The 12,983-nt window shown below is 62.0% G+C and carries 14 protein-coding genes and 2 riboswitches; of the genes, 9 read left to right on the top strand and 5 right to left on the bottom strand.

All coding sequences use genetic code 11. The annotated features are described in order from the left end of the window. Positions 1–123 precede the first annotated feature (123 nt). The 5 genes from gcvH to DBR23_RS10455 form a co-directional block, all read right to left on the bottom strand. Positions 124–498 (bottom strand): glycine cleavage system protein GcvH, encoded by a 375-nt coding sequence (gene gcvH / locus DBR23_RS10435; protein ID WP_056067689.1) that lies wholly within the window; start codon positions 496–498, stop codon positions 124–126. Positions 499–585: 87 nt separating this feature from the next. Further along, positions 586–1,728, bottom strand: a complete 1,143-nt coding sequence (gcvT, locus tag DBR23_RS10440) for a glycine cleavage system aminomethyltransferase GcvT (protein ID WP_108498204.1) — start codon at positions 1,726–1,728, stop codon at positions 586–588. A gap of 49 nt (positions 1,729–1,777) precedes the next feature. Further along, positions 1,778–1,906: riboswitch (glycine riboswitch) on the bottom strand. A 13-nt stretch (positions 1,907–1,919) separates the two neighbouring features. Next, positions 1,920–2,025: riboswitch (glycine riboswitch) on the bottom strand. A 5-nt stretch (positions 2,026–2,030) separates the two neighbouring features. Next, entirely contained in the window at positions 2,031–3,308 is a 1,278-nt protein-coding gene (locus tag DBR23_RS10445) for a TRAP transporter large permease (protein ID WP_056067693.1), read from the bottom strand. Beyond that, on the bottom strand, positions 3,305–3,799 hold the full coding sequence (locus tag DBR23_RS10450; protein ID WP_108498205.1) for a TRAP transporter small permease: 495 nt from the start codon (positions 3,797–3,799) through the stop codon (positions 3,305–3,307). Before DBR23_RS10450 ends, DBR23_RS10445 begins: the two co-directional genes overlap by 4 nt. Before the next feature lie 125 nt (positions 3,800–3,924). Beyond that, positions 3,925–4,896 carry a TRAP transporter substrate-binding protein gene (locus tag DBR23_RS10455; RefSeq protein WP_108498206.1) on the bottom strand — a complete coding sequence of 324 codons (972 nt, stop codon included), beginning with the start codon at positions 4,894–4,896 and terminating at the stop codon, positions 3,925–3,927. Positions 4,897–5,343: 447 nt separating this feature from the next. On the opposite strand from DBR23_RS10455, the gene DBR23_RS10460 reads away from it, so the two are divergent. The 9 genes from DBR23_RS10460 to DBR23_RS30485 form a co-directional block, all read left to right on the top strand. After that, complete coding sequence (locus DBR23_RS10460) at positions 5,344–5,802, top strand: Lrp/AsnC family transcriptional regulator (protein WP_056067700.1); 459 nt, start codon at positions 5,344–5,346, stop codon at positions 5,800–5,802. Between the two features lie 253 nt (positions 5,803–6,055). Continuing rightward, on the top strand, positions 6,056–6,967 hold the full coding sequence (locus tag DBR23_RS10465) for a LysR family transcriptional regulator (RefSeq protein ID WP_056067702.1): 912 nt from the start codon (positions 6,056–6,058) through the stop codon (positions 6,965–6,967). A gap of 305 nt (positions 6,968–7,272) precedes the next feature. Then, positions 7,273–8,067 (top strand): putative hydro-lyase, encoded by a 795-nt coding sequence (locus tag DBR23_RS10470; protein ID WP_108498210.1) that lies wholly within the window; start codon positions 7,273–7,275, stop codon positions 8,065–8,067. Between the two features lie 25 nt (positions 8,068–8,092). Continuing rightward, positions 8,093–9,058, top strand: coding sequence for a TRAP transporter substrate-binding protein (locus DBR23_RS10475; protein WP_099730078.1), 966 nt, complete (start codon positions 8,093–8,095; stop codon positions 9,056–9,058). A 111-nt stretch (positions 9,059–9,169) separates the two neighbouring features. Then, positions 9,170–9,679 (top strand): TRAP transporter small permease, encoded by a 510-nt coding sequence (locus DBR23_RS10480; protein WP_056067705.1) that lies wholly within the window; start codon positions 9,170–9,172, stop codon positions 9,677–9,679. A 21-nt stretch (positions 9,680–9,700) separates the two neighbouring features. Continuing rightward, complete coding sequence (locus DBR23_RS10485; RefSeq protein WP_192421486.1) at positions 9,701–10,999, top strand: TRAP transporter large permease; 1,299 nt, start codon at positions 9,701–9,703, stop codon at positions 10,997–10,999. Positions 11,000–11,041: 42 nt separating this feature from the next. Continuing rightward, positions 11,042–12,007 (top strand): TRAP transporter substrate-binding protein, encoded by a 966-nt coding sequence (locus DBR23_RS10490; RefSeq protein ID WP_108498207.1) that lies wholly within the window; start codon positions 11,042–11,044, stop codon positions 12,005–12,007. A gap of 31 nt (positions 12,008–12,038) precedes the next feature. Further along, entirely contained in the window at positions 12,039–12,587 is a 549-nt protein-coding gene (locus DBR23_RS10495; RefSeq protein WP_108498208.1) for a hypothetical protein, read from the top strand. A gap of 49 nt (positions 12,588–12,636) precedes the next feature. Continuing rightward, a partial coding sequence (locus DBR23_RS30485) for a hydantoinase/oxoprolinase N-terminal domain-containing protein (RefSeq protein WP_233250388.1) occupies positions 12,637–12,983 on the top strand: 347 nt, incomplete at its 3' end.

The raw sequence follows: 12,983 nt of genomic DNA on the forward strand, positions 1-12,983 counted from the left end.
CATCAGCATGGGGCAGTCTCGTAGGTCGCAGCGGGTTGGGGGCGTTGCCGGGGAGAGCGCTCGCACCCAGCAGGGCGGCGTGCCGGGCATGGCCCGGCGCCATGCCCTCTCAATTGGCAGGGATCAGGCGTTCTTGGCGAACTCGGTGTATGTGGCTTCGTCCAGCAGGGCGTCGAGCTGGCTCGCGTCGGCCAGCTTGACCTTGAAGAACCAGCCAGCGCCCAGCGGGTCGCTGTTGGCCAGCGACGGGTCGGCGCGCAGGGCTTCGTTCACTTCCACCACTTCGCCGGTGACGGGCATGTACACATCGGCGGCGGCCTTCACGGATTCGACGACGCCGGCCACTTCGCCCTGGGCAAAGCTCTTGCCCACTTCGGGCAGGTCCACAAACACCACGTCGCCCAGCGCGTCTTGCGCGTGGACGGTGATACCCACCACCGAGGCGTTGGCATCAGCGGCGTTGATCCACTCGTGGTCTTTGGAGAATTTGATCGTCATGGGAAGCTCCTCAAGCAAAGGAAAAAAGTAAAGGAATCTGCAATGTAAGCGGGTGCGGGCGCAGTCCGGTCGATGCGCCTGGCGAAATCAGCCGCGGTAGTAGTTGGCGGGAACAAACGGCATGGCGCGCACTTCCATGGGCACCACCTTGCCGCGCACGATGGCGTTGACGCGGGTACCAATGGCTGCAAAGGCGGGCGTGACGTACCCCATCGCCACGGGTTCGTTCACGGTGGGCCCCAGCAGGCCGCTGGTGACCTCGCCAATCTTTTGGCCGTCCGTGCTTTGCAGTTCGGTGTGTTCGCGCACCGGCACACGCTCCAGTGCCACCAGGCCCACGCGCTTGGCGGAAAGGCTGGCAGGGTTGTCGATTTGCGCCAGCACCTTGTCGGCGCCCGGGAAGCCGCCCGCACGCGCGCCGCCGGTGCGGCGGACCTTCTGGATCGCCCAGTTCAGTGCGGCCTCGGGTGGCGTGGTGCTGGTGTCGATGTCATTGCCATACAGGCACAAGCCAGCCTCCAGGCGCAACGAGTTGCGAGCGCCCAGGCCGATGGGCTTGACCTCGGGCTGCGCCAGCAGGGCGCGGGCAAGCGTTTCGGCCTGCGCGGCGGGCACCGAGATTTCAAAACCGTCCTCGCCGGTGTAGCCGCTGCGGGTCACAAAGCAGTCGCAGCCAGCAATGTTGAATGCGCCACCGGTCATGAACACCAGCTTCTCCACGCCGGGCGCGAGGCGGGTGAGGGCGACGGCGGCCTGTGGGCCCTGCAGCGCCAGCAGGGCGTGGTCCGGCATGGGCACCACCTTGCAGCGCTGGCCAATGCGGGTTTGGATATGGGCAATGTCGCCGACCTTGCAGGCGCCGTTGACGATGACAAACAGGGTGGGTTCGCCATCCACCACGCCCTGGTTGAAGAACATCAGGTCGTCGATGATGGTCCCCTCATCGGTGAGCAGCAGGCCGTAGCGCTGTTTGCCCACGGGCAGGTCGATCACGTCCACGGGCACCAGGGTTTCAAACGCCGCGGCAGCGTCGGCGCCGACAAGCTTGAGCTGGCCCATGTGCGACACGTCAAACAGGCCGGCTGCGGTGCGGGTGTGCACATGCTCGGCCATCAGGCCTGCGGGGTACTGCACGGGCATGGAATAGCCTGCAAAAGGCACCATGCGGGCACCCAGCTCGATGTGCAGGGCGTTCAGGGGCGTAGTGAGCAGGGGGGCGGTGGCTGACATGGCGGACTCCGGGGCAAATGGGGGCCGCGACCATCAACGTGGTCACGGGATTTGCCCTGCTGTCCGCTTTACCTGAGAGATTCACCGCAGCGCCCTGGCTGGCCGTGCGGTTTGCTCCTTCGGTGGATGGCCTGCACACAGTTTTACTGTGGGGCCATCTCTCTCCAGCAAGGGAACGCCCGCATCGCTGCGGGCGGTTGTCAGTCCTTTTGCCTGAGCGTTCGGCGGGTGCCTGCGCCTTCGGCGGTGCTGCGCGTCCTGAGGACAAGACGGAGCACTCTCTCCTGACCCGACGATTCTAACTACTTTGCGTAGACCAGATCCCGAAGTGCCAGCGAGATCGATGGCACATAGGTGATGATCATCAGGCACACCAGAATCACTCCGACAAAGGGAAGCAGGTGCTTGATGATCCGGTCCAGCGAGATTCTGGCCACCGTGCAGGCTGCGAACAGGTTCACTCCAAAAGGCGGCGTGATCATTCCAAGTGCCAGGTTCACCACCATGATGAGACCGAAGTGCACAGGATCAATACCGAAGTGCATGGCCACGGGCGCCAAGATGGGGGCCAGCACAATGATTGCCGCGCTGGTCTCGATAAACATGCCAATCACGAACAGCGCAGCGTTCACGCCCAGCAGGAAGAGGGCGGGGGACTGCAGCACCGCCTCTAGCCAGCGGCCAATCGCGTCTGGCACGCCAGCCCGCGTGATGAGGAACGCAAACAACCCCGCGTTGGCAATGATGAACATGATCACTGCCGATGAGATGGCCGACTTGCGCAGGATGGCGAACAGGTCCTTGAGCTTGATCTCGCGGTAGATGACGATGCCGACAACCAGTGCGTAGAACACGGCGACGGCAGATGCCTCGGTGGGGGTGAACACACCGCCATAAATGCCGCCGAGGATGATCACGGGCATCAGCAATGCCCAGCCCGCCTGCAGCGTAGCTTTGCCAAAGGGCATGCGCCCATCGCCGTCGTTTTTGCCCCAGCCCTTGTACTTGCAGTACAGCCAGACAAACAGCATCAGAGCACCGCTGATCAGCAGCCCGGGGCCGAAGCCCGCGATGAACAGCTCACCAATCGACACCTCGGCACTCACGCCGTACAGGATCATCGGGATGGAAGGCGGGATGATCACGCCCAGCTCGGCACTGGTGGCCTGTAGAGCAGCGGCGTAACTCGTGGGGTAGCCGTGCTTGATGAGCGCAGGAATCAGGATGGCGCCAATCGCAAACGTGGTGGCGACCGACGAGCCCGACACGGCCGCAAAGATCATGCAGGTCAGCACACAGGTCATGGGCAGGCCGCCCTGCACGCCGCCGACGATGCTCTTGGCAAACTCCACCAGACGGCGCGAGATGCCGCCAGTTTCCATCAGGTTGCCCGCGAGGATGAAGAAGGGGATGGCTGCCAAAGGAAACTTGTTGATGGCTCCGAACATCTCCTTGACGGAGATGAGCATGTTCGCATTGGAGGCCTGGATGCCCAGGATGGAAGCCAAACCGATGGACACAGCCACTGAGACGGTGAGTGCAAAGCACAGCACCATCGTTGAAATCATGACCAAACTCATTGAGCAGTCTCCAGTTCCATACGCAGGGGATCAATGAGGTTGCCGATGATGCCGACCACACAAAAAAGGCCACCCACAGGCATGGCGAGGTAAGCCCAGAACATGGACACGGATTCCAGCCCGGCCATGCTTTGCACGCCGCCCCGGCGTGCATAGTCCCAGCCGTACCAGATGATGATGCCGATGAGGACCAGGGCTGCCAGTGTGACCACCCAGTCCAGCATCCGTTTGATGCGCGGCGGACTCCAGCGGTACAGCACGTCCACACTCACCATCGCGCCCTGGCGAAACGCGGCCGGAATGGCCAGGAACACCATCCAGATCAGGCTGAAGCGGATGAGCACTTCGGTCCATTCAGCAGGCTGCTCCAGCACAAAGCGGGTCACGATCTGGAACATGCCCAGGGCCGAAGCCAGGGTCAGCATGGCGCAAGCGCCCAGCATGGCGATGAAGGTGGTCCATCGCTCAAAGGTAAGAAAAGCGTTTTTCATGGGGCGGTGCCAACCATGGGTAGGTGGGAGGTGATCAGAACCATCGATCGTTCAAGAATAAAAACGCCCGATAGCGCAATGGCTACGGGCGTTATCAGCTACAAAGGTAATAGCAATGAACAGGATTATTCGACGTCGCGGATCTTGTCGATGGCAGCCTTGCCGAACTGCTTTTCAAACTCGGCGTTGACGGGGGCCAGTGCCGCCACAAACTTGGCCTTGTCCACGTTGTCGATCACGGTCATGCCCTTGGCGCGGAGGTCGGCCACGCCCTTGGCGTCGTCTTCGTCCACGCGTGCACGGTTGGCCTTGGTGCCTTCTTTCGCGGCATCGATGAAGGCCTGCTTGTCCGCCGCCGAGAGCTTGTCGAAAGCTGCCTTGTTCATCACGAAGATGCAGGGCGAGTACACGTGGCCGGTGAGCGTGAGGTGCTTTTGCACCTGGTCAAACTTGGCCGAGATGATGACGGACAGCGGGTTCTCCTGACCGTCCACCGTGCCTTGTTGCAGCGCCGTGAACACTTCAGGGAAGGCCATGGGCGTGGTGATGATGCCGAAGCCCTTATAGGCGGCGATGTGCACGGGGTTCTCCATCGTGCGCATCTTCAGGCCCTTCAGGTCGCCGGGCTCTTTCACGTCGCGCTTGCTGTTGGTCATGTGGCGGAAGCCGTTCTCGGCCCATGCCAGCGCCTTGAAACCCTTGGCGTCAAACTTGGACAGCAGGTCCTGGCCGATGGGTCCATCCAGCACCGCGCGTGCATGGGCCTTGTCGCGGAACAGGAAGGGGACATCCAGGATCTTGGTCTCAGGCACAAAGTTGGGCACTGGGCCTGTAGAACTGAACGCCAGCTCTTGTGTCCCCAGCTGCACCGCTTCAATCGACTCTCGCTCGCCACCCAGTGCACCGTTGTAGAAGGTCTGTACCTTGTAACGGCCCCCTGTGCGTTTTTCGACCTCTTTGGCAAACGTGTCGATGGCTACACCCTGGTGGGAGTTCTGGGCCGTCGAGATGCTGATGCGCATAGTGGTCTGCGCAGCAGCGGTGGCCACAAAGCCGAGCGCAAGGCTCAGTCCAACGACGAGTTTGGTCAATTGCATGGTGTCTCCTGTTGATGTTGGGGCAGGGGAACGGGGCACTTGGGCTCCTTGCAGAGCCACCCCTGGCCTCAGTCAAATTATGGCGGTGCAGCATGGCCGCAGGCATCCGGGTTTGTGCTGGTAAGCGTGCTTATCAACTGGTCAACCCCGCGTTTGCAGTTGCATTGGCGACACCTCTTTGGAATGGGGCGCTGAGGTTCGTACACAGGACGCATGCCGCCGACGGATGCAAGCGGCTATTCAATCTGGGGAGGCATCTGGAATGCCAAGGGCCCCGTGCTGGCGGTAACCAGCCGGGGCCTTGTCAATTTGTGCGCTCCGGTAAGAGCGCCTTGATGGAAGAAGTATGCGCCGGGTGTTGCAGATGAATTTGCTGAATTTGGTGCATTCTGCTGGATACACAGAATAATTTTCTGCATTTCGTTGGTTTGCTGAATAATAAGGTCGATGGATCGACTGGATAGAAAAATTCTCGCTGTCTTGCAGGCCAACGCTCGCGCCAGCCTGCAAGAGATAGGGCAGGCCGTGGGCTTGAGCCCGTCGCCCTGCTGGGGGCGCATCAAAAAGATGGAAGAGGCCGGTGTCATCCAGGGCTACACGGTGCGCATCAACCCCCAGTCGCTGGACCTGGCCGACACGGTGCTGGTGCAGGTCACGCTCGACAGCCACTCCGACAACACGCTCGAAAAGTTTGGCGAGACACTGGCCAGCATTCCCGAAGTGATCGAGGCGCACCTGGTCTCCGGTGACTACGACTACCTGCTGCGCATCGTCGTCAAGGACACCCGCGATTACGAGCGCCTGCTGCGCGAGAAGCTCTACAAGATCAAAGGCATACGGCACAGCCGCTCCAGCTTTGTGCTGCGGACCTTGAAGAAGGCAGACCTGCCCTTGTTCACCGGGTAGGCCGGTCATGTGGCGTGGCAAGACGCCGCAGATTCCTTGCAGAAAACTGGCAACGCACTTTTAGCAAGCGCCCCCACTGCGAGCAGTTCTGCGTTGTGTCCTTGAAATGCGACGGCACAATGGCTTTTACAGCGCGGTGTTTGCCGGAAAAAGGCATGTGGATTCCGACACCGCGCACCATCACAGTGCGCCCGTCTGGGCAGTGCGCAAAGCCGTTGGTACACAGGCACCCCCAGCCCTTCCGAAAAACACCATGAACCTGCGTTTTGTCGAAGCCTTTTACTGGGTGGCCTCTCTCAAGAGCGTGACACGCGCCGCCGAGAAGCTTTTCCTGACCCAGTCCGCGATGTCCAGCCGCATCTCCGCACTCGAAGAGGAGCTGGGCGTGCTGTTGCTGGACCGGCGTGACAAGCACTTCAAGCTCACGGTGGCCGGTGCTCGGTTCCTGGTGTACGCCAAGCGCATGCTGGAGCTACAGCGCCAGCTCAAGACCGAGATGGGATCAGGCGGCCCTTTGGAAGTATCGATTCGTCTGGGCGCCATCGAATCGGTACTGCACTCGTGGCTCATTCCGTGGGTGGAACAGCTGCGCAAGGACAACCCGTTGCTGGAGCTAGAGCTGACGGTCGAGACCACCCCCGTGTTGCTCGACCAGATCCGCCGCGGCACGCTGGATGCCGTTTTCGCAGCCCTGCCGGCGGCCGCGGATGGCATCCGCAGCCAGGCGGTGACGCCCATGGAGATGGTGTTTGTGGGCAACAGCAAAACGCACCGCAAGCGCCGCTATGCGCTGGAAGATTTTGCAGGCGCTGACATCCTGACTTTCCAACGTGGCTCGCAGCCACACGTGTCCCTGCTCGACACGCTGCGCCAGGCCCAGGTGGAGCCGCGTTGCGTGCACACCATCTCGTCGATTTCTGCGATGGTGCAGCTGGTGCAGGGCGGCTTTGGTGTGGCCACTTTGCCGCGCCTGGCAGTGCAGCGCCTGCTGGCGTTTCCAGACCTGCGTGCACTGGCTTGCGACACCGCACTGCGGCCGCTGCCCATCCATGTGAGCTACCGCGAAGACCCCTCGTCACCCGCCATGGAGGCCGTGGTGCGGTCGGCGCTGGACTTCATTGAGCAGCAACAGCCCGCGCCAGCCCGCCGCCCTCGCAAGGGCTGAGCCTTTCGTCAAAAAGCTTCGGTGCACCCTGTCGGGTGTGCGCGGCGCATGCCATTTTTTCCTGCAATCCAGGGATTCTTTGGTGTCAGGGTTTACCCGTAAATTTTCTCTCAGGGTTTTCCCTTGGCACCAAGATGGTTCGCCTCTCCCCAATGCAGTGCATGGAAGAAATCGATGAGCTGATAGAAATTTTTTGAATTTGCCAGGGTCGTTCACCCCCCAACACAATCTGCCCAACGTCATGCAATTGACATTTCTCAATGCAAGGAAAAACGGTGGACTTCGTTCAAGAAAATTCGCTCGCGGTGTTTGGTTCCGAAGGTGCCAGCAACCCGATCCATGTCCGTGACACCATCCGCAAGGGCCTGTGGACATCGCATACCAGTGGTCTCGCGGATGGCCATGTCCAGGGCAACGTGGTCATCCTCCCCGAGGTGCTTGCCAGTGACTTCCTCCGGTTCTGTCAACGCAACCCCAAGCCTTGCCCTGTACTGGCGGTCAGCGAGCCCGGACAGTTCGCCTTGCCCTCGCTGGGCAAAGGTATCGACATCCGCAGCGATGTACCGCTCTATCGCATCTGGCGTCACGGTGAAATGTCGGAAGAGGTGGCGGACATCGCCAGCCTCTGGCGATCTGACTTGGTCACCTTCGTTCTCGGTTGCTCGTTCTCGTTCGAGTCCGCGTTGATCGAGGCAGGGATCCGCCTGCGCCATATTGACGAAGGAAAGAACGTGGCGATGTTCCGCACCAATGTGCAAACCGAGCCCGCTGGCCCCTTTGGTGGCGCCATGGTGGTGACCATGCGTCCCATGCCGGCAGCAGATGTGATTCGGGCTGTACAGGTCACCTCGCGGTTTCCCAATGTCCATGGCGCGCCTGTGCATATCGGTGACCCGGCACTCATCGGCATCGCCGATCTGGCCCATCCCGACTACGGGGATGCCGTGGCGCTGATGCCCGGTGAGATCCCTGTTTTCTGGGCCTGTGGCGTGACACCGCAATCGGCCATCCTCAATGCCCAGCCGGCCTTCTGCATCACCCACGCCCCGGGTTGCATGCTGGTCACCGATCTTCTTAACCACCAACTTGCCAGCTTCTAAGCGGCTTACCCCCAGGAGTCTCCCCATGAAAAAATTTGCACTGTGTATGACGGCTGTCCTCAGCGTGTGTGCGGCCCAGGCCCAGGTCAAGTGGGACCTGCCCACCGGCTACGGTGCTAACAGCTTCCAGACGCAAAACGTGCAGCAGTTCGCCGATGAAGTGGACAAGCTCACTGGCGGCAAGCTCAAGATCACCCTGCACCCCGGTGGTTCGCTGTACAAGGCCAACGAGATCAAGCGTGCGGTGCAGACCGGGCAGGTGCCTTCGGCAGAGTTCATCCTGTCGGGCGCCACCAACGAGAACCCGTTGTTTGGCGTGGACTCCATTCCCTTCCTGGCGACCACTTATGCAGAGTCCAAGCGCCTGTACCTGGCCGCCAAGCCCGCGCAAGAGAAGCTGCTGGCCGCCCAGGGCGTGAAGGTACTGTTCTCCGTGCCATGGCCCGGCCAGTCGCTGTATTCGCTCAAGCCGGTGAGCACGCCCGCAGACTTTGCCGGCACCAAGATGCGCGCCTACAACCCTGCCACCACGCGCATTGCCCAGCTGCTCAAGGCGCAACCCGTGACGATCCAGCTGTCCGAGCTGGGCCAGGCCCTGGCGACCAACACGGTGCAGAACTTTCTGACGTCGAGCGCCAGCGGCGTGGAGTCCAAGCTGTATGAGCAGGTCAAGTACTTCTACCCCGTCAGCGCGTGGCTGCCGCGCAATGCAACGGTGGTGAATCAGAAGGCCTTTGACGCCCTCGACAAGCCCCTGCAGGATGCCGTGCTCAAAGCCGCAGCTGCCGCCGAAGAACGCGGCTGGGCCACCAGCGAACGTGTGGACAAGGAGTTCATCAAGGAACTGTCGGCCAAGGGCATGACGGTGGCCGAGCCCAGCGACAGCATCAAGAAGGAGCTGGCGAGCATCGGCGAATCCATGACCGCTGACTGGGTGAAATCGGCCGGTGCCGAGGGGCAGGCCATCATCGACGCCTACCGCAAGAAGTAGTCACTTCTGAACATGTCTGAAGGCCCCCACGGGGCCGGGTAGCGCACCGCGCGCTACCCCCGCAATCTCGTTACCGATCCCCCTCTTTTTCAAGCGTTACAGGAGTACGCCATGGACAAGCTCGTCCGAAATTTCTACAGGCTGCTGATGCTGCTGTCCGGCCTGTCGATGCTGGCCGCGTTCGGCGCAGTCACGCTGGGCGTTTTTGCCCGCGAAGTCATCCACCTCAACATCGACGGACTCGACGCTTACGCGGGTTACGCCATTGCCGCCGCCTTGTTCTTTGCGCTGCCCAGCACGTTGCAAAACGGCGATCACATCCGCGTGACGCTCATCCTGGACAGGCTGCCCGCCCGCTGGCGCAGTGCCTTCGAGTGGTTCTGCCTGGTCAGTGCGCTGGTGTTGTCCGTGTACATCGCCTGCTATGCCGTGCGGTCGGTGTGGATCTCCTACATCACCCATGACATCTCGCCGGCAGCCGACGCCTCGCCGCTGTGGATTCCCCAGATCAGCATGGCCATGGGCTGTATTGGCTTTGCGCTGGCGTTTGCCCATGCGCTGGTGCTGCGCTTCCAGGGTGTGGCGTTCATGGCTGTGTCCGAAGCAGCCCGTTCCGAATAACCCGATCCAGGAGAACTCATCATGGACGTCATCATTGCTTTGGGTCTGATCGTGGTGCTGTTCGCAGTGCTCGGATCGGGCCTGTGGATCGGCCTGTCACTGCTGGCAGTGGCCTTGGTCGGCATGGAGTTTTTTACCAACCGCCCGGTGGGCGACAGCATGATGCTGACCATCTGGGGGTCTACCTCCAGCTGGACGCTGACGGCTCTGCCGCTGTTTTTGTGGATGGGCGAGATCCTTTTCCGCAGCAAGCTGTCAAGCAGCATGTTCAAGGGCCTGGCACCGTGGCTGGAGCGCCTACCAGGCCGCCTTTTGCATGTGAATGTGGTGGGCTGCACCATCTTTGCCGCGATCTCGGGCTCATCGGCCGCTACCTGCGCCACCATCGGCAAGATCACGCTGCCTGAACTCAAGCAGCGAGGCTACCCCGAAGATATCTCCGTGGGCACGCTGGCTGGTGCGGGCACCCTGGGTCTGCTGATTCCGCCGTCGATCATCATGATCGTCTATGGCGTGGCGGCCAACGTTTCGATCTCCAAGCTGTTCCTGGCAGGGGTGATTCCGGGGCTGATGCTGGCTGCGCTGTTCATGGGCTACATCATCGTGTGGGCCCTGTTCAACAAAGACAAGGTGCCTGCGCCTGACGCCCGTCTCAGCTTTGTGCAAAAGCTGTATGCGTCCCGCCACCTGATTCCGGTCGTGTCGCTCATCGTCGTGGTGCTGGGCGCCATCTACAGCGGCATTGCCACCGCCACCGAAGCTGCGGCGCTCGGTGTGGCCGGGTCGTTGATCCTGGCCAAGATCGAGGGTTCGCTGAACTGGGAGCGTTTCAAGGAAGGGCTGGTCGCCGCCTGCCGCGTGTACTGCATGATCGGCCTCATCCTGGCGGGTGCCGCGTTCCTCACGCTGGCCATGGGCTTCATTGGCCTGCCACGGCACCTGGCCGAGTTCATCGGCGCGCTGCACCTGTCGCCCTTTGCGCTGATGCTGCTGCTCATCGTGTTCTTCATTGTGCTGGGCTGCTTCCTGGACGGCATCTCCATGGTGGTGCTGACCATCGCGGTGTTGCTGCCCACGGTGGAGGCCGCAGGCTTTGACCTGGTGTGGTTCGGCATCTTCATCGTGCTGGTGGTCGAGATGGCGCAGATCACGCCGCCTGTGGGCTTCAACCTCTTCGTGTTGCAGGGCATGACGCGGCGCGAAGTGACCTGGATCGCACGCACGGCGCTGCCTCTGTTTGCTCTGATGATCGTTGCGGTCGTGATGACGTACTTCGTGCCGGATGTCGTGCTCTGGCTACCACGCCAGATGCAGGGCTGACCCCCAGCACCCACGCCTGAAACGTCCGCGCAGGAGTTCCCCATGAAAACTTTGGTGTTGTTGGCTGCGTTCGCCGTGGCCCCGGTGCTGCACGCCCAGACCCAGTGGAAGCTGGCCACGGGCTACCGCGCGGAGTCGTTTCATACCCGCAATCTCGTGCAGTTTGCGCAGGATGTGGAGCGTGCTTCGGCCGGTGCGTTGCGCATCGAGGTTCACGCCAACAACGCCTTGTTCAAGCTGAACGAGATCCCCCAGGCCGTGCAGGAGGGCAAGGCCCAGGCGGGAGAGACCATCATGACCAACCTGGTGCGGGACATCCCCATCGCCGGGGCGGATGCCGTGCCCTTTGTGGTGCGCAGCTATGCCGACGCGCGGCGCATGTGGGACGTGCAGCGGCCGTTGATCGAGTCGCACATGGCCAGCAAGGGGCTCAAAGCGTTGTACGCCGTGCCCTGGCCGCCGCAGGGGCTGTTCTCGATCAACCCCGTGCGCTCGTCCGCCGACTTCAAGGGCACGCGCATGCGCACCTACAACCCCGGCACTGTGCGCATTGCCGAACTGCTGGGCGCCACGCCCGTGGATGTGCCCATGGTCGAAGTCAACCAGGCTCTGTCGGCCGGCAAGCTCGATTCCATGATCACCTCGGCCCTCACCGGGGTCGAGAACCATGTCTGGGGACAGATCAAGCAGTACTACGGCATCAACGCCTGGTTTCCCAAGAACATCGTGTTTGTGAATCAGCAGGCTTTTGACGCACTGCCTGCACCCGCACGCCAGGCGGTGACCAAAGCCGCCGCCGAGGCAGAAACGCGCGGCTGGGCCATGAGCGCTGCGGTGGCCGAAGAGTCGGTGGCCGAGCTGCAGCGCAAGGGCATCAAGGTGGATCGTGCGCCAGCGGATTTTGATGCCGAACTCAAGCGCCTGGGCGAACGGTTCTCGCGCGAGTGGGTGCGCTCGGTGGGCAGCGAGGCCAACCAGATCTTCATCCCGTACTACACGCAGCGCTGACCTTTCCTGCACGCCTTTCAGGAGAAGCACCATGCACACGCCCTCGGACACCATAGAGATGTACCTGCGCGCCAAGGACCTCAATCGCCCGCACCTCATCGCGCAAGCCTTTGCCGGTGGCGCGCTGCTGCAGATGGAGATGCGCCAGGGCGAAGGGCATGCCCTGGCCTGCACCCTGGGCCGCGAGGCCATTGCCGAGACGCTGGTGCGCAACTTTGGCCGTGCTTATGAAAACGCCTACACCTTTTGCCTGACCGATCCCCCGGCACCGGCCTGCACAGACTTTCAATGCCTGTGGCTGTCTGCCATGACTGCCAAGGACAACCGCGCCGTGTGCGTGACTGGCGGCCAATACCACTGGCGATTTGCCCCTGGCAACCGCCTGGCGCAGGAGCTTCGCATCGTGATCGACACCATGCAGACCCTCCCGCCGGTAGACATCTTGCCCGTGATGGCCTGGGCCGCCTCCTTGGCTGGCCCCTGGTGCCCCGTCGAGCTGGCCCTTGCCACCGCTCCCCCCATTCCTGCCGTGTGGCAGGTCATGCAAAGGCTGGCGCCCGCCAGCGTTGCCATGGCCTAGCCACACCGCCACCACGTCTTTCAACTTTTTTATCTCGGAGCCACTACACATGACCACCATCACACCCCAAACGCACACCCCACGCTGGCAGTTCTGGATCGACCGGGGCGGCACCTTCACCGACATCGTGGCCAAGCGACCCGATGGCTCGCTGACCACCCACAAATTGTTGTCCGAGAACCCCGAGCAGTACAAGGACGCGGCCGTGGCAGGCATTCGTCACCTGCTGGGCCTGAAGCCTGGCGAGCCCGTCACCCCCGCGCAGGTGGAATGCGTGAAGATGGGCACCACCGTGGCCACCAACGCGCTGCTGGAGCGCAAGGGCGAGCCCACGCTGCTTGTCACCACACGCGGCTTTCGCGATGCACTGCGCATCGCGTACCAGAACCGCCCGCG

This window comes from Acidovorax sp. HMWF018 (assembly GCF_003061035.1).
GTDB classification, from domain to species: domain Bacteria; phylum Pseudomonadota; class Gammaproteobacteria; order Burkholderiales; family Burkholderiaceae_C; genus Acidovorax; species Acidovorax delafieldii.

Bases quoted from the DNA above. Each gene is read 5' to 3' on its own strand.
- DBR23_RS10475 (WP_099730078.1), top strand. From the start codon at position 8,093: ATGAAAAAATTTGCACTGTGTATGACGGCTGTCCTCAGCGTGTGTGCG.
- DBR23_RS10465 (WP_056067702.1), top strand. From the start codon at position 6,056: ATGAACCTGCGTTTTGTCGAAGCCTTTTACTGGGTGGCCTCTCTCAAG.
- DBR23_RS10460 (WP_056067700.1), top strand. From the start codon at position 5,344: ATGGATCGACTGGATAGAAAAATTCTCGCTGTCTTGCAGGCCAACGCT.
- gcvH (WP_056067689.1), bottom strand. From the start codon at position 498: ATGACGATCAAATTCTCCAAAGACCACGAGTGGATCAACGCCGCTGAT.
- DBR23_RS10490 (WP_108498207.1), top strand. From the start codon at position 11,042: ATGAAAACTTTGGTGTTGTTGGCTGCGTTCGCCGTGGCCCCGGTGCTG.
- gcvT (WP_108498204.1), bottom strand. From the start codon at position 1,728: ATGTCAGCCACCGCCCCCCTGCTCACTACGCCCCTGAACGCCCTGCAC.
- DBR23_RS10450 (WP_108498205.1), bottom strand. From the start codon at position 3,799: ATGAAAAACGCTTTTCTTACCTTTGAGCGATGGACCACCTTCATCGCC.
- DBR23_RS10480 (WP_056067705.1), top strand. From the start codon at position 9,170: ATGGACAAGCTCGTCCGAAATTTCTACAGGCTGCTGATGCTGCTGTCC.
- DBR23_RS10455 (WP_108498206.1), bottom strand. From the start codon at position 4,896: ATGCAATTGACCAAACTCGTCGTTGGACTGAGCCTTGCGCTCGGCTTT.
- DBR23_RS10495 (WP_108498208.1), top strand. From the start codon at position 12,039: ATGCACACGCCCTCGGACACCATAGAGATGTACCTGCGCGCCAAGGAC.
- DBR23_RS10485 (WP_192421486.1), top strand. From the start codon at position 9,701: ATGGACGTCATCATTGCTTTGGGTCTGATCGTGGTGCTGTTCGCAGTG.
- DBR23_RS10445 (WP_056067693.1), bottom strand. From the start codon at position 3,308: ATGAGTTTGGTCATGATTTCAACGATGGTGCTGTGCTTTGCACTCACC.